Source organism: Shewanella sp. Actino-trap-3 (genome assembly GCF_002836275.1).
Classification (GTDB): domain Bacteria; phylum Pseudomonadota; class Gammaproteobacteria; order Enterobacterales; family Shewanellaceae; genus Shewanella; species Shewanella psychromarinicola.
In genome coordinates, this window is the sequence record NZ_PJCE01000001.1 from 1,787,274 (window position 1) to 1,808,132 (window position 20,859).

The window sequence follows — 20,859 nt, forward strand, 5'->3', positions numbered from 1 at the left end:
TGCTTTTCAAGGAAATAAAAATAATGTCAACTCAATTACAACACGAAAAGCTTTCACCTTGGCCATGGCAAGTTAGCTTGCAAAACTGCTGTTTTGATCACGCTGGGATGAACAAAAAGCTCAAAGATTTATCGCAACCATGTTATGTGGTTAACGATACACAGCAAGGCTTAGGTGTGGCGCAACAGGCTCAAGTGGTGACCGATGCCGTAGCGGCCCATGCACTACCTGTCAGCGCCTTTGCGCCTGCACTAGGCACCCAAAGTTTAGGTGACAGTAATTTCCGCCGCGTGCATGGGGTAAAATACGCCTATTATGCTGGCGCCATGGCGAATGGTATTTCCTCTGAAGAGCTGGTTATCGCATTAGGTCAAGCCGGTATTTTATGCTCATTTGGCGCCGCGGGGTTAATTCCATCACGAGTTGAACAAGCCATTAAGCGCATTCAAACGGCGCTGCCTAATGGCCCTTATGCGTTTAATTTAATTCACAGCCCGAGTGAGCCCGCACTAGAGCGTGGCAGTGTCGAGCTGTTTTTGAAGCATAAAGTGCGTACCGTCGAAGCCTCTGCATTTTTGGGGTTAACCCCTCAAATTGTCTATTACCGCGCAGCAGGCTTAAGCCGTGACGTTCACGGTGATATTCAAATCGACAATAAAGTGATCGCTAAAATCAGCCGTACTGAAGTAGCGATTAAGTTTATGCAACCCGCACCAGTAAAAATGCTCCAACAACTGGTTGATGACGGTTTGATTACGCCTGAACAAATGGCATTAGCGCAATTAGTGCCAATGGCAGATGATATTACCGCAGAAGCCGACTCTGGTGGCCATACCGACAATCGTCCATTAGTCACCTTACTGCCCACTATTTTGGCACTAAAAGATCAAGTGCAAGCGCAGTACAATTACAAAACGCCTCTCCGCGTCGGTGCTGGCGGTGGTGTGGGCACCCCTGATGCTGCATTGGCAACATTTCATATGGGCGCTGCTTATATTGTTACCGGCTCCATCAACCAAGCCTGCGTGGAAGCCGGCGCCAGCGAGCATACGCGTAAATTACTGGCCACCACAGAAATGGCCGATGTGACGATGGCGCCAGCCGCCGATATGTTCGAAATGGGCGTTAAGTTACAAGTGGTCAAACGCGGCACATTATTTCCCATGCGCGCCAACAAACTATACGAAATTTATACTCGCTATGACTCAATCGAAGCCATACCAAGCGACGAGCGTGAAAAACTTGAAAAACAAGTATTTCGCTCAAGCCTTGATGATATTTGGGCCGGCACTGTGGCACATTTTAATGAACGAGATCCCAAACAGATTGAACGCGCTAAAGACAATCCAAAACGTAAAATGGCATTGATTTTCCGTTGGTATTTAGGCTTATCAAGTCGCTGGTCAAACACGGGTGAAGTGGGTCGCGAGATGGATTATCAAATTTGGGCAGGTCCTTCGCTTGGAGCATTCAATGCGTGGGCTAAAGGCAGCTATTTAGATGATTACACTCAACGTCACGCCGTCGATTTGGCCAAGCATTTAATGCACGGTGCAGCCTATTTAGCTCGAGTGAATTTATTAACGGCACAAGGTGTTAGCCTTCCCGTAGCATTACAGCGCTGGCGCCCAGTAGACCAAGTTAAATAATAGGCTTATCACGCTTCACCGCGAGATAAGTGATAAAGATAGGAACTAACATGAGCGATACCCAAAAACTCGATTTTTCGGCGGTTAACGACCCGACACTTGCGTCGTTTAACCAGCAAAAAAACCTGATTAAGCGCATGCTAAAAGGCAACAGTGCGACTTGCACCGACTGCAATAAACCACTAACACTTCTATTGCCGCCTAATACCAAAAAGGCACAAAAAAATAATAAAGCCCCAGGGATTTATTGCGCTAAAGGCTGCACGGACATCGAGCTAGACATGGAAGCTGTGGCGCTAATGAAATAGCGTTGATGACATAGCGTTGATAAAATAATGCTACCGAAATGGCCCAAACTATCTTTATCTAAAGAGGGTTTGGGCCATTTTATCTTTGCAAGTTAATGATTTGGCAGTTTGCGCCGCAATGTAATACAAGCCTGAGTGATGACATGAAGTTGTTCTACATGAGTAAGCGATCACAAAAAAAATCACAAACGCAGCCAGCGTAAACAGCCCTGTTAAATCTCTGCTCGTGATAATAAACGGTTATGAAATAGACCCAATATTCTGCTTTTGGCTAACGTATCCCACCCCTAAACCAAGTTGGGGTTATTTAGCGTGCCAGCGCGCCACAATATCAGCGGCGCCAGAGGATTGCGCAATTGTGTTGTCTCCGACTAAAGCGGTTTTAAAATCACTAAATGGCATACTAGCCCACATACTAAGCTCAAATTGGCTATTGGCCGCCACCTCACCTACGCCTTTAGGTGTTCCTGTCATCACAATGTCACCATCGTTTAAGGTCATAAATTCACTAATGGCGTTAACAATAGCTTGTGGTTGATACATCATTAATTGCTGATGCCCCAATTGAGTCACAACGTTATCAATCGTTAACTGAAAACACCCATTATGCATACCTTGAGTAATTGGAATAAAGTCACTAAACAGGGCCGAACCATCAAAGGCTTTAGCTCGCTCCCAGGGTAGACCTTGTTTTTTTAACTTAGCTTGCAGTTGCCGCTTAGTCATATCAAGCCCAACACCAACGGCACTAAACTGGCCATTACTTACCATAAAGCACAACTCGGCTTCATAATGTAAAGGCTCATCCAAATGGCTCCGTAAGGTGGTGGTAATAGCTGAATTAGGCTTAAGAAACACCACCATATCATCAGGTATTTCGTTGCCTAGTTCGTGAATATGTTCTGCATAATTACGCCCAATACAAATAATTTTTGATGGGATGATATGTCGAACTTGGCCATTAACTTGTGTTAGCGTTACTGATTGTCGATCCACATTAACCTCGAATGATTAGACATATTGAGAACAATTAACCGCTTTAGCAACAAAAGCATCACGACGTTAACACATCAAGCCTAGTATGATCGCTTGTCTATTAATATGTAACCTCAATTAAGGATGATAGACGGTTATCAACCAGCCCATTGTTCCGCTATCGAAGTGGTATCGAAGTGCTATCGACTGACAATAGGCCCGCGATTGACGCTTCAATACGCCTTGATAGCAAAAAACCGTGGCAGGTTTGATAATATGACTAACTTTAAATAACCCCCTGTTTACGCCAATACAGGTAAAGGCTGATATTGCAGATCTGAAATAACCCCCTGTTTACGCAAAGACAGGCCAAGTTTGATATTGCAGGCCTGAAATAAGCCCCTGCTTAACGATTTAGTCACTCTCTTATTCCGAGTTGAAGTTATGTAAATAACCTCTCTATATTAGCGCCTCGATTTCAATCAACGAGCACCAAATTTTGGTAAGCCCCTTGATCACAATAGTAAATATCACTATAAAAACAATGATATATTTATATAATTGTATTTACATTTTTTTAACAACGAACTAGTCTAGGTCTGTTGTACATAGACAATAAACCTGTTTCATTAACGATTAATACAGTAAGAATGACTGTCAGAAAAATAATAATAAGAGAGACTAAATGACAATGTTCGAATTGACAATTAAACAAAAAATAGCGTTAGGATTTGCCTCTATTGGCTTATTACTGCTTGTTGGAAGTAGTTTTTTTTATCATTCTCTCGATCAAATTCAAACAGCAAATACTAATATTGAAACCTTAGCGGTACCCGTTCAAAATAAATCAAATGCATTGCAAATTACCTTATTAAAAATGGCAAAAACAGATAGCTTAGCTTATTCACAAACCGGTAATGACAGTATCAATCTCAGCTTCAAACAATTTAATCTATTACAGCAAGAATTCAATAACGTATTAACGACACTATTAGTCAAAGTAGCGGATCATCCCACTATGCACCAGTCGTTAATTCAAGCAAAAAGCTCCTATCAGCAGTACGTAAAACAATCGCGTACCATGTTCAGCACTAAACTCGAAATAGAGCAAACCCGCACCCACTTCACTACCTTAAAGCAAGAGTTTGATAATGCGCGTATCAGCGCCAGTAACAATATGATTGATTTGGAACTTATCGAAGCGCCAGTTGATGAAGCACCGTTATTAGCAGAAGTCATTGGCGGCGGAGTGCGTATCGACGACATGTTGTTCGCACTTGGCAATACAATAACGGAACTCGGTCGATTAACTTCTGCCGATACGATTAATATTCATAAACAAGATGTTTCGATGTTATTAGTTAATATTACGGTTAATGGCAACTACTTAACCCAACAAGCTGACCCCTTGGGTGCAACGTCGCTATTTGCCGATTTTGACACCAACTTACGAGCCATTAAACAGTTCACAGATGAACCTGGCACCTTGTATCTCGCGCAACACAATGTCGTCAATAAGCAACGCTTAGCAGAGCAAAGTCATCTACAAGCCAACATTTTTTTTGATGCTACGAATCATCAGTTAGATCAATTAGTGACACTCGCGAACGAAAGATTCAACCAGTTACAAATGGTGGCCATAGATGAAGTGAATACAGCACAAACATTGGCTATTTCAATGGCGGTGATATTTGTATTAATGGCGATCTTTATCTATTACTTCACGTCAAAAGCCATGTTAGGCCCTCTGCAAGTCATTAACCGAGCATTATCACGGATCGCCAGCGGTGATTTATCGGGGCGATTAACCAAGACAAATAATGATGAATTTGGAGCCTTGATGGATAACATCAATAAACTTTCTGACGACCTGACTCATTTATTACAAGCCATTAGTCGTGATGCGCATTTGCTCGATGAATCCGCGATTCGCTCACAAGAGCAAAGCGAAAAGATATCCCATTCAGCCTCAGGACAAATTAACAGTATTAGCCAAGCAAAGCTGCTCGCCGAACAAATACATCACAGTTCTACTCAGGTCAGTGAGCAAGCCGCGGAATCTGAACAACATGTCAAATTAGCCTCTTTGCAAGGGGTACAAATAAAAAGTATTGCTAATAATAATCGCCTCCGCATTGAGACCTTATCAACCAGCTTGCATGACTCAGTTAAGATCATGACAAAACTTAATCAACACAGCGATAATATTGGTGGAATTTTAACGACCATCAGTGCTATTGCCGACCAAACTAATTTGTTAGCCTTAAATGCGGCTATTGAGGCGGCAAGAGCGGGTGAACATGGGCGTGGCTTTGCCGTCGTTGCCGACGAGGTACGATCATTAGCGTCTAGAACGCAATTATCAACCGCCAAAATTCAAACCATGATTAACGCCCTACAACAAGAAACAACGAATGCCGTCAATGCCATCTCACAAGGACAAATGCAAGCCAGTGAATGTGTTGAACAAAGTCAGTCGTTACACGATGCGATTAAACAAATAGAAACAGCATTGAGTACCATTAATGGCATGAGCCAAAGTATTACTCATTCGGCCAATGAACAAGTAAACCATAGCCAATTAATAGAACAAACAATGACTCAAACGGCAGATTCAGCCCAACAAAATGCACAAGAATCAACATCAATGACCAATCGAAGCCAACAATTAAATCAATTAGCCCGCTCGCTTACCACCTCCGTTGAACGTTTTAAGCTATAACCATAACGATGATCATTGACGGAATGATTATTGGGTCATTTATGCGGGGTCAGCAATATCAATAATGTGCTGATTAATATTCTCTGCCAGCATACTGCGCTACTAGATACTAGGACGCTGCGCTGCTAGAACGCTACGCGGCTAGATACTATAAAATCTTAGCAGCGAAGCGACACTAGCAGGACGTAGTCCGCCCTAGCAGCGAAGCGATACTAGCAGGACGCAGTCCGCCCTAGCAGCGAAGCGACACTAGCAGGACGCAGTCCGCCCTAGCAGCGAAGCGACACTAGCAGCGAAGCGACACTAGCAGCGAAGCGACACTAGCAGGACGCAGTCCGCCCTAGCAGCGAAGCGACACTAGCAAGACGCAGTCCGCCCTGCTGTTTATTAGGCATATTCTTGCATAAAATCGTCAAGATTATCGTTGATGATTTCTATTTCATCGCTGCTAAATTGCGCGATATGAAACAAGGCTTCGCCTTCATTCGTCACTGGAATATTACTGTTGCCCACAATAATGCCGTCTGTCGGCGCCAGTAGTTGCGATGGCGATCCTCCAAATGGATTAACGATAGTGGCTAATACCTGGCCTTTAGCCACACGTTCACCTAACTTCAGTTTGATATTCACCAATCCATCAGATTCACTGCGCACCCAATAACTGCGGCTTGCATTGACACTGGTGATTTTGGTTTTGGTTTTAATTTTACCTTTGGTCATGTTTAAATAACGGATCACATTGATAACACCATTGAGACCAGACTTAATCGACATATCACTGAAACGTAGCGCTTCACCCGCCTCATATAAAATACAAGGAATGTTCAAGCTATTAGCATAAGCACGCATTGAGCCTTCGCGCGCTTTTGAGGACATAATGACTGGCGCCCCAAAAGCATTTGCCATATCGAGCATCACTTCATCGTCTGTGTCACAGCGGATCTGTGGCAAATTCTCTCGATAGATAGCACCAGTATGCAAATCAATAATATGGGTCGCTCTTTCAACCAAAGAATGAGCAAACAAATACGCTAAACGACTCGCCAACGCACCTTTAGCAGAGCCCGGAAAACAGCGATTTAAATCGCGGCGATCCGGTAGATAACGAGATTGTTGAATAAAACCAAATACGTTAACTATGGGCACTATTAACAAGGTTCCGGTTAAGGTTTTAGCATTAACACGACCGAGCAAACGTCGACATATTTCAATACCATTTAACTCATCACCATGGATCGCTGCGCAAACCAATAAAACAGGTCCCGCTTTAGTGCCGTGAATAACTTCAACGTGCAGATCCATCGGGGTATCGTTATACAGTTTTGCTGCGGGCAATTTGACACTTTTTTGAGTGCCTGCCAGTACGCTAACATCACCAATAACAAATGGTTCGTGCTTTCTTGGCATTAACCAGCTCCTTTCGTTTTCGGGCTAGTCGATTTAACGTTTTTCTCAATAAACTGAATTATTTTTTCCGCAACATCAATCCCGGTGGCTTTCTCAATACCTTCAAGACCCGGTGATGAGTTAACTTCCATCACTAATGGACCGTGTTTAGAACGTAAAATGTCGACACCCGCTACATTGAGTCCCATTGTTTTAGCCGCACGCAATGCCGTTGAACGTTCTTCAGGGGTTAATTTGACAATGCTAGCAGAACCACCACGGTGTAAATTAGACCTAAACTCACCCGCTAATGCTTGGCGTTTCATCGCGGCAATCACTTTGTCACCAATCACGAAACAACGAATATCTGCGCCACCCGCTTCGGCAATATATTCTTGCACCATGATGTTGGCTTTTAAGCCCATGAATGCTTCAATAACCGATTCGGCCGCTTTACGGGTTTCAGCCAAAACAACCCCAATGCCTTGAGTACCTTCAAGTAGCTTGATCACACAAGGGGCACCACCGACCATATCCAATAAATCAGGAATGTCGGCAGGTTTGCTGGCAAAGCCTGTCACGGGTAAACCGATGTTCTTACGTGACAATAGTTGTAATGAGCGTAATTTATCCCGTGAACGAGTAATGGCAACTGACTCGTTTAGTGGATGCGTTCCCATCATCTCAAACTGGCGCAATACCGCTGTGCCATAAAAGGTGACCGATGCGCCAATGCGCGGAATCACCACATCAAATTTTGGCAACTCTTCACCACGGACATGAATACTGGGTGCGTTCATGTTGATATTCATATAACACTTTAATGGGTCAACAATGTTTATGACATGACCACGAGCTTCTGCAGCTTCTTTTAACCGACGGGTTGAGTATAAATTTTTGTTTCTGGACATAATAGCAATATGCATTTGTTATTCTCCTGCTAGAAATGACTCTGCTGAATTAACCAAAAAGCGCCCTTGTAATGCTCGGCGTCCCAATAACATTCTAAATTTCATGTGATCTCTATTGGTTAAGGTCAGTTCGATATCAAAAAGTTGTTCTCCGATAATAATCGGTGTTTTTATCACGTAGCGTTTTGTTACATGACCACCGGAGTCACTGACATCTCGGCGATCAAATACAGTAAATTCACAGATAATTTCACGATCTGAATCTTGATCTGGATGAAGCCAGACTCGAACCCATTTTTGGTTGTTTTTTTGAAACGGTTTTATTTTGAACGCATGTAAACAAGATGTTTTTGCGCCAGTATCCACTTTGATTTTGACTCTTTCGTTGCCAATATCAGGAAAAGTACCCCATTCACGCCAACCCACAATACCGAGGGAATGTTCAGTCATGGTCTATCCTTGCTTGTAGAGGAATATTCATTCCAAATGTATAATCTTTCAATAGAATCGATACGTAGCGCGTCTACAACTCGCCTGTTTATTGCACGCTTTAATTTTTAACACCACGCAAACCCGCTAAGTTATTTGCAAAACAACCCTACTTTAGCCAATTTTAACACCAAGGCTTTATTTATATCAAACTAACATTAACCAAATAAGCAAAAAAAATCTCTATGTCAGTAAGTTACAACAATATCCCGCCCACTTCCAAACCACTAAAAAAGCACATCAACTCTAGCTTTAAACATGAAAAATACAATTGAAAAATAAATTTGTTCGAATAACACTCACAATATTAATGAGTTAAAAATGCGATGGCTATTTAACTCTACATAAACATTGATTAACATGTAGGCAAATTATCACATCATTATCAGCATCGCTATTGTTAAAAGGTTATGCCATGTTTACTCAACTCAGTTTCAACTTTTTAAACCAACTCAGCACTAACAACGATAGAGAATGGTTTAAAACCAATCAACAGCAATATGAAGATCAAGTCAGAACACCTGCATTACAATTTATTGAAGCGATGCAAGGACCCATTTTGACCATATCACCACGATTTACCGCAGTAGCCAAAAAAGTCGGCGGCAGTTTAATGCGTCCGCAACGCGATAGTCGTTTTAGTAAAAATAAAACCCCTTATAAAACCAATGTAGGCATTCAGTTTAGACACTTTCAGGCAAAAGATGTGCATGCCCCAGGTTTTTATGTCCATATCGCCAATGATGAATGCTTTATTGCCGCTGGGATTTGGCATCCAGAATCAAAAGTACTCAATGCTATTCGTCATTGTATTGATGAAAACCCCAACGGCTATCAAAAAGCATTAGCACAATTATCTCGAGCAGGATTTGAATTATCAGGCGACAGTTTAATACGCCCGCCGCGAGGATTTGCTAAAGACCACGCCATGATCGAAGAGCTAAAACGCAAAGATTTTATTGCCATTAAATCGGTAAGTATAGAACAAGTTTGTCGCAATGATTTTGTCGATTATTGTGCGCAACAATATCAGCATACACTGGCATTGATGGCCTATTTATGTTTTGCATTAGATCTCGACTTTTGATCCCAAAGAAACATTACGACGCTATCATGATGGTGACGTCACTAGGGCGTGTTGATCTTGGAAGATGAATGTTAACCACCAAAGAAGACGGCTCCGATTAACACGGCTAATTAACACGGCTAATGAACAACGCTTTTCAATACGACACTCATGGCATCACCCCACTAAAGTCGGGTTGCGTGATAAATAGTGGCTCACATGTTAGCTGTTTTATTTCATCATTAGAGTTTTAAGTCATCATTTAGATGAGCCGTGTTAAACTAGCAAAAAATAATTTAGTACAGCAAGTTGTTATTTGCTGTCCGGAAACATCAGGTCAATTCATGAGCCATAATATTCCCGCCATGTCTAACGCAACAACATCTGGCGAGACACATGCGCAAGAAATCGCGGCGACAACATCAGCCCAAAAACGTGCCCTAAGCTACTCGACAACCATTGAGAAACTTTTTAATCAGGTCATGAGTACCAAGATGCCTGCAGATAGAATTATCGGCCAATATTTTCGTGATCATAAAAAGCATGGTTCCAAAGATAGACGCGTGATCCGTGAAACTTTATTTGGTCTCTTTCGATGGTGGGGCTGGTTAAGCCAATTAGATTCAAGTCAAAAGCACACGACTTGGTTTCAACAACTAAGTACTTGTGCGATGTTAGAACAGCATAAGTGGAATGACATCACTCAAGCTTGGAATGATTTTGCTGATTGGCCTCAAGCCCGTGCCGATAAGACTCTGCTGGAAAATAATGCATCATTAAATGGTAAATTAACTGCCTTTATTGCATTAAGTGGCATCGAAACCAGTCAAATAAGCCAATTATTACCACAATGGTTTTGGCAACGTTGTCCTATAGATGCGACTGAACAATATGCGGTTGTAAACGCCATGAGCAGCCGACCGCCTATCTGGGCTCGAGCGCAAACATTATCAACAGAAAAGGTGATTGAGTCTCTTCGCCAAACGGGTGTTGAAGCAAAAGCGAGCGGTTACTTTTCTGATGCCATAAGTTTGGGCCATAAGAGTATTAACCTAAATGAAATGGATGCTTATAAACAAGGTTATATTGAAATTCAGGATTTAGCCTCCCAAGTCATTGGCCAAATTTGTCAGCCAAACAACCATGAACTGTGGTGGGATGCTTGCAGTGGCGCTGGCGGTAAAAGCCTGCAGTTATATTCATTAATGTCGCAGCAAAGCTCAGCCTTTACGGGCAGTATTACCGCATCAGATATTCGCCATAAACCGTTGGAAGAGCTGCGTAAACGTGCCAAACGAGCAGGCTTTGATCATATTAATGTCGCACCTTGGAAGGGTGACATATTACCGGTCGACGCCAATGCTTTTGACGGTGTGTTAGTCGATGCCCCATGTAGCTGCACGGGGACTTGGCGTCGAAATCCAGATATGCGATGGCTTGATGATGTTAGCGCTATCACAGACAAACCAAAACTACAGTTAGCGATTTTACGTCGCAGCGCTGCGGCAGTAAAAGCAGGTGGCAAGTTGGTTTATGCAACGTGCTCCTTATCACCGAGCGAAAATGAACAAATTGTAAAAGACTTCTTATCTGCAACATCAGAATTTGAACTTGAACCGGTCACACATCCTTTTACTGGACAGCTATGTGATATGTTAACCATTTGGCCTCAGCAAGCTGACAGTGATGGTATGTTTGTCGCCAAGATGCGTCGACGTAACGCTTAAGCCACTAAAAAGAATGATCCACTAAAAAGCCATCATATCGATGGCTTTTATATTATTGCGGCACAGACGAACACTGTTGGGCTATTTTCTGTGTAGACGAAGTATTAATTCAGCTTCTGCTTTAGGTAATTCGCACTCTTGCATTAGCTCTTCAATTCCCGCACCTAGACCGACCATTTTGACAGCTCGTGAATATAATTTGGTTTGAGGATCTTGTTGACTCGCTTCTTCGATCATATCAAACTGCTTAGCGAGTTTTTGTTCTAACTCGACCACACGCCTACCCACACCAATAGTGCCACTGCGTAACTCATGTAATTCCCTTTTAACGGCTTCACGCTGACGATCACTTTCTTTAACTAATACGGTAAGTGCGGCGACTTTAGATTTTAATTTACTCGACTGCTTAAATAAATAAAGAAGCAGACCAAGACATGCAATCACGTACACTAAAGCTGCAATTAGAAATTCATCACCCATTAATATACCTATGCTGCTGTTACTCAAAAGCAAAGAGCCAACAGTGACTCGGTTGGCTTTCTTAATAAGACCGCGACTAGATTTGTGTTAACTCTACCCACTCTTCATCAGACAATAACTTATCCAAATCAACTAAAATCAATAGCTCATTCTCGCGATTACTCACGCCTTGAATAAATTTAGCACTTTCTTCGGTGCCCACATTAGGTGCGTTGTCAATTTCAGAACGACGTAAATAAACCACTTCTGCAACGCTATCAACCAAAATACCAATGACTTGTTTTTCAGCCTCAATAATCACAATACGAGTTGAATCGTCGATTTCAGCAGACTGCAAACCAAAACGTGAACGAGTATCAATAACCGTTACTACGTTACCGCGTAGGTTGATAATCCCCAATACATAATAAGGTGCGCCTGGCACAGGAGCAATTTCGGTATAGCGTAATACTTCTTGAACTTGCATTACGTTAATACCGTAGGTTTCATTATCTAGCTTAAATGTTACCCATTGTAATACTGCATCGTCTTTACTTGCAGCAACCGCTGCTACACTTCTAGAATCGCTCATTGTTAACCTCGGTCAATCGAATCCTGACAACCTAAACCTGCATCAAGCATTTTAATTAATGCTTGAACATTTAAAATGCCACACATTTGTTGTTTTACTACCCCAGCAAGCCACGGACGCTTACCCGGTTTTTCACGCCAATTGACGTGTGATTTATCTATTTTAACAGCGTTAACTAGCGACTCGCACGTTAACCCCCATTGACTATCTTCAAGCATCACAAGAAATTGATAATCGACTGTTTGTGCTAATTCTTGCGAATATTTGTCAGGCATAACCCAAGCACACGTATCAACCACATTTACGTTGCTGTCACGATGGGTTTGCACCCCCATAAACCAAGATGGCCGACCAATAAGATGATTTATCTTATCAATTTTAATAATCCCACCTAAGCTAACAAGTGGAACCGCCAGCGTTAATCCTGCTATCTTAAAGAATAACACTTGAAATTCATCATCAAGTACTTCTTGTAAATCATGGGTAATACTAGGCGGTTGATCCCCGACCTGAGTTTGTGGCCCTGTATGATCTTGCGCCGCAGAATGCTCTACCCACTGATCTTGCTTAATGATAACGTCTTTTATATCAGCATGTGAACTTTCGTTATTGTTTATATCGACTAACGACTTGATTTCTTTATCCGTTAGTTCTGTTTGTTGTGTTTCTGTATTATTCACAACCGTTTTAGGCTCAATATGAGTAATGGCCTGTCGAACACGCTCTGTACTGGCTTTAATCTGTTGCGATAAATCGGTTTCTGCTCTAGGTTTAGATACTGCAGATAATAATTTTTCAAGCGCGAGCTTATCGACACTGGTAGTCGGCTCTGCATATTGCCGTTGGTTAGCAATAACAGATGAAGCCTTAGACAATATTTGTTGTGAATAATGAGCAGATATAGGTGCGGCTGGTGTGACTGTTCCAGTCGGCTTTTCCTCGGTAATATTTGACACGTTATGGCCAATGTCATTAACTGGATCCACAGCAATACGTGGTTTTACCTCAAGGCTTTGTGCAGGAATCGATTTAGGCTGTTCCTGTAATAAAAGACTGAAATAATCAAAAACAGTTTCATCAACCGATTTTGACATGGGTAAACTCCTGAGAAAATAAAAAATCCAGCAGGCGATTATATGCTTTTACACCTCGGCTACTGGCTGAATAATGCGAACCGGGTAAATGAGCCAAGCTTGCGTCTCTAAATTTAGTATCAACCGGTATCACGTCATTAGGCCAAAGTGTTGGACCATATTTATCCTGCAAAAATTGTAATGCTATAGGGGAAGCTTTAGTGCGCTTGTCATACATAGTCGGTAATACGGTAAAGCTATAACGGGTTTTCTTAGAGCGGCCCATAATTTCCATGGTTTTCACCATACGCTCGAGTCCTTTTATAGCCAAAAACTCAGTCTGGACAGGAATAATAATGTGATGACTCGCGGCTAATGCATTCACCATTAACACCCCTAACACTGGCGGACAATCGATAATAGCCACATCATATGTATCTTCAAGCAATGCCAATAAGTTGCGCAGCACTAACCCCATGCCTTCTTGATGGCCTAATGACCGATCAAGTGTTGCTAACGCCATATTAGCCGGAATAATATCGAGGCCCTGTATTTGAGTAGGAATCACATTTTGTAAAATAAACTCTTTAGTCAGTTTCTGATGATTCAAAAAAACATCATAAAGCGAACAAGGCACTTCGTCTGAATCAATACCTAAGTAATAGCCCAATGAAGCGTGAGGATCAGTGTCAATCATCAGCACTCGTTGGCCACGCTTAACCAGTGCTCCGGCTAAACTGGCTACAGTGGTGGTTTTACCTACGCCACCTTTTTGGTTAGCTACCGTCCATATTTTCAAAAAAGCCTCTCAGGTCATTATAATGATGCTGTTATGGAATACTGACTAGTGTTTGTCTTGTTTATCATCGCGGGTTGTTACACGGATCCCACCGTTAGGTAAACGGATAACCTTAACCCCTTGATCATTTTCTGACATAACGACCTCTTGATCCTTCCATTTAGCAGGAGTATCAATATCGTACTTAACCTGATCAACTTCAATCAGCTGACCACCATCTAAAGCACCCGGCCCAAACAACGCACTTTGCGCGAGTTCCTTGCCAGCCGACGCTATAATTGCTTGAGTTTGTTCAGGATGCATAGTTAGCCAATCAGCAATATTCGCTGCTTGATCTTCTGGTACCATCAACAACACTTGAGATGCGGTTAAACGGGCGACATCTTGTTGTAATGAAGCCACTTTTTGATGGGCATCAACATATAAACCTGCTAATACGAAGATCATTATGAAGGATAAAAACAACCCTAGCATTTGCTTAGTCTTTAACGAGTACTCAGGCTTAGCCACGACTAGACTCTTTTAAAATGGCTTCAGCCATATTGTCTAATGAAATAGAGTGAGTCGCGATACCTGTTGAAAACACCGCTTGAGGCATACCGTATACCACACAACTTGCTTCATCTTGTGCCCAAATAGTGGCACCCATAGACTTTAACATTCTGGCCCCTTCTCTACCGTCAGCCCCCATACCCGTTAACACAACAGCCAAAACATCACCGCCAAAAGCTTTAGATGCTGAAGCAAAAGTAATATCAACGGACGGTTTATAATTCATTTCATGGGTTCCAGAGACGATTTTCAACCTGCCAGTCGAACCATTTCGCTCAATCATCAGTTGCATGCCTCCGGGTGCTAAATAAGCACAGCCAGGACGCATAACATCGCCATTTGCGGCTTCTTTCACATCAATTTTGCACAAGGTATTTAAGCGTGCCGCAAAGGCTGGGGTAAACGCCGCAGGCATGTGCTGGATCAACACAATAGGATGAGGATAATTGGCTGGAAATGCCGTTAACACCTTCTGTAATGCGACCGGCCCACCGGTTGATGTCCCAATCAATAATGCTCTATATTGCTTACCGCTGGCGCGAATAGACGATACTGAAGACGTTGTTGGATTGGCGGTTTGGCGATCAGCGGGTGCACTCGGTGCACTCGATAGACTGGAACGGGCTGCAACTGGTGCGGCATGTGGGGGCAAACGACTACTTAATGGTCGATGAGAGGTATGGGTATCTGCGGCAGTCGTCGTTGCTCTTCGAGGTTGCGGTAATGATGTAGTCGATAACGAGCTGGAACGATACATCCTGCGTCGACCTAATGCTTTAATTCGTTGTTGTAACAACAGTATCGCATCGTCTTTATTCGTCGCAATATCCTCAAAGCGTTTTGGCAGAAAATCCAATGCCCCAGCGTCTAACGCATCCAGTGTCGCTTTAGCGCCATCATGAGTTAATGATGAAAACATCAAAATAGGGGTAGGATTATTCGCCATGATTTCACGAACAGCCGTTATCCCATCCATCACAGGCATCTCAATGTCCATCGTAATGACTTGAGGCTTTAATTTTGCAGCCATCTCAACAGCTTCTTTACCATTAACAGCAACGGCAACAACTTCGAGATCAGGATCTTGATTGACAATCTCACTGACTCGACGTCGAAAAAAGCTAGAATCATCTACAACTAGTACTTTTATGGCCATTTAATTCCTTAAATAATGGAACTTTTATTATTACTTTTTACTTTTAGCGTAGTGTTTTAGCAGCCCTGGCACATCTAAAATAAGTGCAATGCCACCATCAGATGTAATTGTCGCACCCGCCATTCCAGGCGTACCTTGTAACATACTGCCAAGTGGCTTAATAACAACTTCTTCTTGTCCAATCAATGCATCAACAACGAAGCCAATCTGCATGGTACCAAGCTGAACAATCACAACATGACCATGCTTCTTATCACCATGCTTAAAGGTTGATTTTTTGCTGTGTAACCATTTTTCTAGATAAAATAATGGCACGGCCTTATTACGGAAAATAACCGTCAATTGACCATCAACAATATTGGTTTTTGTTATATCTAAATTAAAGATTTCATTCACACTCGTTAACGGCAGTGCAAAGACTTGATTGGACACTTCAATCATCAATGTCGGCATAATCGCCAAGGTTAATGGCACTTTGATTTCAAGTATGGTGCCCTTACCTTTCATCGAATCAATATAAACCGTACCGTTAAGTTGGTTGATGCGGGTTTTCACCACATCCATACCCACTCCACGGCCTGAAATATCTGAAACTTCAACTTTGGTTGAAAAGCCTGGAGCAAAAATCAGGTTATAAGCTTCGTTATCGGTCATTCTCGCGGCGGCATCTTCATCTAACACACCACGACTTATCGCAATCTGTTTTAGCTTCTCAGGGTCCATTCCCGCGCCATCATCCTCAATTTTAAGTAGGATGTGGTCACCTTCTTGGCTAGCCGATAAGGTAATCGTGCCCGTTCGAGATTTGCCACTTGCTTCACGAGTAATCGGCATTTCGATACCGTGATCGACTGAGTTTCGCACCAAGTGGACCAAAGGATCGGCTAACGCCTCAACTAAATTTTTATCAAGATCGGTATCTTCACCAATCATGACTAAATTAATTTCTTTATTTAAGGTGCGGGCCATATCTCGAACAACACGAGGGAATCGGCCAAACACTTTCTTGATAGGCTGCATGCGGGTCTTCATCACTGCGCCTTGCAAATCAGCAGTGACTAAATCAAGGTTAGCAAGAGCCTTAGACATTTCCTCATCTTCACGATTAATGCCTAAGCTAACCAGTCGGTTACGAACTAAGACCAACTCACCGACCATATTCATGATGTCGTCTAATCGAGCGGTATCAACACGAACGGTTGTCTCACCTTGCGGAACAGAAGGCGCTTTAGGAGCAACTGCCGGGGCAGATGCCGCTACCGGCTTAACAACTGGCGTTGCCGTCGGTTTTACCACTGGGGGAGCGACCACTTTATTGGACTCTACAGCGGTAGTTGATTGTGGTTTAACTACCGGCGCGGTACCTTTACCGTGTAATTCATCTAAAAGACGTTCAAATTCATCGTCAGTGAATTCATCAGAATCAACAAGAGGTTCAGCAACAGGCGGGGTAGCTGGCGTAGCTGAAACTACCGCTTCTGATTTAGCTTTAAACGATCCTGAGCCATGTAATTCATCTAACAATGCTTCAAATTCATCATCAGTAATGTCGTCACTACTATTGGTTACCGCAGACGTTGAATCGATATTGGCTTTTTTACTATCAGAAGCTTTAGATGAAGCAGGACTTTTGCCTGTACCATGTAAAGCATCAAGTAAAGCTTCAAATTCAGACTCATCAATTTCATCAATACTGCCTGAGCCGGATGTTTGCGCTGAGGGCGTACTCATTTCTTCGATGGATTCAGGCTGGTTAAACTCAACAACATTTTCAATTGGTTCTGGCTCTCCTGCCGTCATTTCTGAAGGCAATGGCGCACCTGAACTTAATAATTTGAGTTTAGCGAGTAACGCAGGATCAGCGGAGTCTTGTTGCTGTCCCTGCTGAGTTTGAGCAAACATGGTATTAATCGCATCAACCGCTTGCAAAATAATATCCATTAACTCTGAATTTACGCCGCGTTTGCGGGTGCGTAAAAGGTCGAAGGTATTTTCAGCTTCATGACAAACATCAACCATTGGACCCAGACTTAAAAAACCAGCCCCACCTTTAACGGTGTGAAATCCACGGAAAATAGCATTAAGTAAATCACTGTCATCAGGATTATTTTCAAGAGTAACGAGCTGCTCCTGTAGAAGCTCTAAAATCTCACCAGCTTCAATTAAAAAGTCCTGGAGTATCTCTTCATCAACATCAAAAGACATTAAATTGACTCCTAATTAGAAACCCAGACTTGATAGCAGATCATCTACTTCATCTTGACCAGTTACCACATCTTCACGCCGTTCAGCATGCATAATGGGACCTTCTGCTTCTATTTTATTATCGTTTATAGTAGGCAATAATTCGCTAGCATTATCACCAAACACTGTTAGCATTGAAACCAAATTAGTTTCTACTTCACGAACTAAATCAATCACTCGACGGATCATTTGACCGGTCAAATCTTGAAAGTCTTGCGCCATTAAAATTTGATTTAACAGCTCGCGAAGGCGATTAGAGTCATGCTCGCTATGCGACATAAACTGTTGAACATCATGACAAAGTGACTTAAATTCACCCAATTCTATATCACGACGCATCAATTTATCCCACATGGGCGTCACTGATTGTATATTGCTAATGATGGTATCGGCCAAAGGAAGACATTCTTCAACTGCATCCATGGTTTTATTTGCAGCTTGTTCTGTCATATCGATAACATAGTTCAACCTTTCTTTAGCATCCGGTATTTCGGTATTCGCTAATTCAGATAAACGGTTATCAACTTGGAAATCTTTTAGTGCACTGTGGAGTTGTCGAGTTAACTTACCGACTTCTTCAAAAAGCTCACGCTGCAATGGCGTGGCAAGCTCTCTGATGTAATCATCAGCTTTTTCTTGATTACCCGAGGTAAGTAATTCAACAAGTTCTTGGGCTTGTTCAAGAGTGACCAAGCCCGATATTGATGCCTGCATGACTAATCCTTGGTTATGCGAGTCGTTCAAAGATTTTATCTAGCTTTTCTTTTAACGTAGCGGCGGTGAAAGGTTTTACTACATAACCATTTACACCAGCTTGCGCTGCAGCAATAATTTGTTCACGCTTAGCTTCAGCGGTTACCATCAATACAGGTAAATGCTTTAACGAATCATCAGCACGAATGGCTCTAAGTAAATCAATACCTTGCATTCCAGGCATGTTCCAGTCTGTTACTACAAAATCAAAATCGCCTTTTTGTAACATTGGTAGGGCTGTTGAGCCATCATCTGCTTCTTGAGTATTATTGTATCCCAAGTCTCGCAACAAGTTCTTAATGATACGCCTCATTGTTGAAAAATCGTCAACAATAAGAATCTTCATATTCTTGTCCAAGGTTTCCTCCGGTGAGCTGACTCTCGTTCGCTCTATATAAGTTATTATTCTTGTGTCCAATGCTTGAGTTTGGCTTTTAACCTGAGCATTGCCTGACTTAATATCTGGCTTACTCGCGATTCGCTAACTTCAAGGATTGCACCAATTTCTTTTAAATTTAATGCTTCGTCATAATATAACGACAGCACTAACGCATCTCTTTCTGGCAATGTCTTAATTGCTTCAACCAATGCAGATTGAAATTGAATTTCAGCAAGCGAGTCAAAGGTTTCATCTGGCGATTCGTTGTCTGTGATTAACACATCTTGCGCAACACCAAGATCTTCTATACCGATGATTTTACCAACAGAAACATCATTTAAGATGTGATGGTATTCATCAAGCGACATATCAAGTTTTTCTGCAATTTCAGTATCATGAGCATCACGTCCAAGCTTCTGCCCTAATTCATCAATCACTTGTGCTACACGACGATTATTACGATGAACTGAGCGTGGAACCCAGTCACCTCGGCGAATTTCATCTATCATTGCACCACGAATTCGGATACCAGCAAAGGTTTCAAATTTGGCCCCTTTACTATCATCAAATTTTGATGAGGCCTCAAGCAACCCCATCATCCCAGCTTGTAATAGGTCATCGAGTTGCACCGATGCTGGTAATCTTGCCAGCATATGATGAGCAATTCTTTTAACCAGCGGTGCATACTGTTCAACAATAGATGTTTTGTTATCGAACTGAGTATACGCTGCGGCTTTATTCACCCGTTCTTCCTTCTTGTATCGGCTTACGTTGTACAAGACGTTCAACAAAGAATTCTAAATGGCCGCCGGGCTGTTGTGGCACCGGCCAGGTCATAACTTTATTGGCTAATCCATGGTAAGCAATAGCTGAAGGAGATTTAGGATACGCTTCAACAACTAACTTTTGCTTACGAACCGCTTTACGTAAATTCTCATCAAAGGGTATTGTTGCAACCAGCTCTAAAGCAACATCTAAAAATCTATCGGTCACTTTACTCAGTTTTGCAAATAATTCCATACCTTCTCGTAAACTACGCACCATATTTGCCACAATTTTGAAGTGGAACACACCATGCTCGCGACTTAAAATTTTAATCAGTGCATAAGCATCGGTAATCGATGTCGGCTCGTCGCAAACAACAATTAATACATCCTGTGATGCACGAGAAAAACTCAGCACCATATCTGATATTCCGGCAGCAGTATCAACAATTAAAATATCGAACTGAGTACGCATTTCACTAAATGCACGGATAAGTCCGGCATGTTGTGCTTGCGTCAATTCAACCATCGCTTGAGAACCTGACGTAGCAGGAACAATACCGATCCCTTTGGGTCCGCGCACAATGATGTCATCTAATTCGGCATCACCGGACAAAACATGAGATAAATTTTTCTCAGCGCGGATCCCCAGCATGACATCGACGTTGGCTAACCCTAAATCGGCATCAAGTACTAATACGCGTTTGCCTTTTTCAGCTAATGCAACGGCGGTATTAATTGACACACTGGTTTTGCCCACTCCGCCTTTACCACCGGATACGGCAATTACTTTAACTTTATCGTTATTTGGTTGATTCATCATACGTAAACCACTTGCTTGATCCCGTGTCATAA

20 protein-coding genes are annotated in these 20,859 nt (G+C 42.4%); 5 read left to right on the top strand and 15 right to left on the bottom strand.

Annotated elements, in window-relative coordinates:
* Nucleotides 1-23: 23 nt before the first annotated feature.
* Nucleotides 24-1,649 carry an eicosapentaenoate synthase subunit PfaD gene (gene pfaD / locus CXF80_RS07575; RefSeq protein WP_101032306.1) on the top strand — a complete coding sequence of 542 codons (1,626 nt, stop codon included), beginning with the start codon at nt 24-26 and terminating at the stop codon, nt 1,647-1,649.
* Between the two features lie 50 nt (nt 1,650-1,699).
* The gene (locus CXF80_RS07580; protein ID WP_101032307.1) at nt 1,700-1,957 is read left to right on the top strand and encodes a hypothetical protein; all 258 of its coding nucleotides are present in this window, start codon (nt 1,700-1,702) and stop codon (nt 1,955-1,957) included.
* Between the two features lie 303 nt (nt 1,958-2,260).
* Here CXF80_RS07580 and CXF80_RS07585 read toward each other — a convergent pair whose 3' ends face one another.
* Nucleotides 2,261-2,953, bottom strand: a complete 693-nt coding sequence (locus tag CXF80_RS07585) for a fumarylacetoacetate hydrolase family protein (protein WP_101032308.1) — start codon at nt 2,951-2,953, stop codon at nt 2,261-2,263.
* Nucleotides 2,954-3,617: 664 nt separating this feature from the next.
* On the opposite strand from CXF80_RS07585, the gene CXF80_RS07590 reads away from it, so the two are divergent.
* Nucleotides 3,618-5,654 (top strand): methyl-accepting chemotaxis protein, encoded by a 2,037-nt coding sequence (locus CXF80_RS07590; RefSeq protein ID WP_232772058.1) that lies wholly within the window; start codon nt 3,618-3,620, stop codon nt 5,652-5,654.
* A gap of 387 nt (nt 5,655-6,041) precedes the next feature.
* Here the strand turns inward: CXF80_RS07590 and CXF80_RS07595 are convergent, their stop codons facing one another.
* Genes CXF80_RS07595 through CXF80_RS07605 form a run of 3 tightly spaced genes read right to left on the bottom strand, consistent with a single transcriptional unit; the run spans nt 6,042 to nt 8,401 of the window.
* A complete protein-coding gene (locus tag CXF80_RS07595) occupies nt 6,042-7,061 on the bottom strand; it encodes a succinylglutamate desuccinylase/aspartoacylase family protein (protein WP_101032309.1) in 1,020 nt (339 codons plus the stop codon).
* A complete protein-coding gene (gene rimK, locus CXF80_RS07600; protein ID WP_101032310.1) occupies nt 7,061-7,966 on the bottom strand; it encodes a 30S ribosomal protein S6--L-glutamate ligase in 906 nt (301 codons plus the stop codon). Before rimK ends, CXF80_RS07595 begins: the two co-directional genes overlap by 1 nt.
* A 3-nt stretch (nt 7,967-7,969) precedes the next feature.
* Entirely contained in the window at nt 7,970-8,401 is a 432-nt protein-coding gene (locus CXF80_RS07605; protein ID WP_101032311.1) for an ATP-dependent zinc protease family protein, read from the bottom strand.
* 454 nt (nt 8,402-8,855) lie between these two features.
* On the opposite strand from CXF80_RS07605, the gene CXF80_RS07610 reads away from it, so the two are divergent.
* Both CXF80_RS07610 and CXF80_RS07615 read left to right on the top strand, forming a co-directional pair.
* Nucleotides 8,856-9,527, top strand: coding sequence for a DUF2461 domain-containing protein (locus CXF80_RS07610; RefSeq protein ID WP_101032312.1), 672 nt, complete (start codon nt 8,856-8,858; stop codon nt 9,525-9,527).
* Nucleotides 9,528-9,850: 323 nt separating this feature from the next.
* Complete coding sequence (locus tag CXF80_RS07615) at nt 9,851-11,233, top strand: RsmB/NOP family class I SAM-dependent RNA methyltransferase (RefSeq protein WP_101034709.1); 1,383 nt, start codon at nt 9,851-9,853, stop codon at nt 11,231-11,233.
* A gap of 81 nt (nt 11,234-11,314) precedes the next feature.
* On the opposite strand, the gene CXF80_RS07620 is transcribed toward CXF80_RS07615, so the two are convergent.
* From CXF80_RS07620 to CXF80_RS07670, 11 genes are all read right to left on the bottom strand, one after another.
* Nucleotides 11,315-11,713 carry a DUF2802 domain-containing protein gene (locus CXF80_RS07620; RefSeq protein WP_101032313.1) on the bottom strand — a complete coding sequence of 133 codons (399 nt, stop codon included), beginning with the start codon at nt 11,711-11,713 and terminating at the stop codon, nt 11,315-11,317.
* Between the two features lie 76 nt (nt 11,714-11,789).
* Nucleotides 11,790-12,284 (bottom strand): chemotaxis protein CheW, encoded by a 495-nt coding sequence (locus CXF80_RS07625; RefSeq protein WP_101032314.1) that lies wholly within the window; start codon nt 12,282-12,284, stop codon nt 11,790-11,792.
* Nucleotides 12,285-12,286: 2 nt separating this feature from the next.
* Nucleotides 12,287-13,378 (bottom strand): chemotaxis protein CheW, encoded by a 1,092-nt coding sequence (locus CXF80_RS07630; RefSeq protein WP_101032315.1) that lies wholly within the window; start codon nt 13,376-13,378, stop codon nt 12,287-12,289.
* A complete protein-coding gene (locus CXF80_RS07635; RefSeq protein ID WP_101032316.1) occupies nt 13,362-14,156 on the bottom strand; it encodes a ParA family protein in 795 nt (264 codons plus the stop codon). The genes CXF80_RS07630 and CXF80_RS07635 overlap by 17 nt, the downstream gene beginning before the upstream one ends.
* Before the next feature lie 45 nt (nt 14,157-14,201).
* Nucleotides 14,202-14,666, bottom strand: coding sequence for a membrane anchored protein in chemotaxis locus (locus CXF80_RS07640; RefSeq protein ID WP_101032317.1), 465 nt, complete (start codon nt 14,664-14,666; stop codon nt 14,202-14,204).
* Nucleotides 14,659-15,864 carry a protein-glutamate methylesterase/protein-glutamine glutaminase gene (locus tag CXF80_RS07645; protein WP_101032318.1) on the bottom strand — a complete coding sequence of 402 codons (1,206 nt, stop codon included), beginning with the start codon at nt 15,862-15,864 and terminating at the stop codon, nt 14,659-14,661. Before CXF80_RS07645 ends, CXF80_RS07640 begins: the two co-directional genes overlap by 8 nt.
* Nucleotides 15,865-15,894: 30 nt before the next feature.
* The gene (locus tag CXF80_RS07650) at nt 15,895-18,069 is read right to left on the bottom strand and encodes a chemotaxis protein CheA (protein ID WP_101032319.1); all 2,175 of its coding nucleotides are present in this window, start codon (nt 18,067-18,069) and stop codon (nt 15,895-15,897) included.
* A gap of 15 nt (nt 18,070-18,084) precedes the next feature.
* The gene (locus CXF80_RS07655; RefSeq protein WP_101032320.1) at nt 18,085-18,822 is read right to left on the bottom strand and encodes a protein phosphatase CheZ; all 738 of its coding nucleotides are present in this window, start codon (nt 18,820-18,822) and stop codon (nt 18,085-18,087) included.
* Nucleotides 18,823-18,835: 13 nt separating this feature from the next.
* Nucleotides 18,836-19,219, bottom strand: coding sequence for a chemotaxis response regulator CheY (gene cheY, locus CXF80_RS07660; RefSeq protein WP_101032321.1), 384 nt, complete (start codon nt 19,217-19,219; stop codon nt 18,836-18,838).
* A 44-nt stretch (nt 19,220-19,263) separates the two neighbouring features.
* Nucleotides 19,264-19,983 (bottom strand): RNA polymerase sigma factor FliA, encoded by a 720-nt coding sequence (locus CXF80_RS07665; protein ID WP_101032322.1) that lies wholly within the window; start codon nt 19,981-19,983, stop codon nt 19,264-19,266.
* On the bottom strand, nt 19,976-20,857 hold the full coding sequence (locus CXF80_RS07670) for a MinD/ParA family protein (RefSeq protein ID WP_101034710.1): 882 nt from the start codon (nt 20,855-20,857) through the stop codon (nt 19,976-19,978). Before CXF80_RS07670 ends, CXF80_RS07665 begins: the two co-directional genes overlap by 8 nt.
* Between the last annotated feature and the right edge of the window lie 2 nt (nt 20,858-20,859).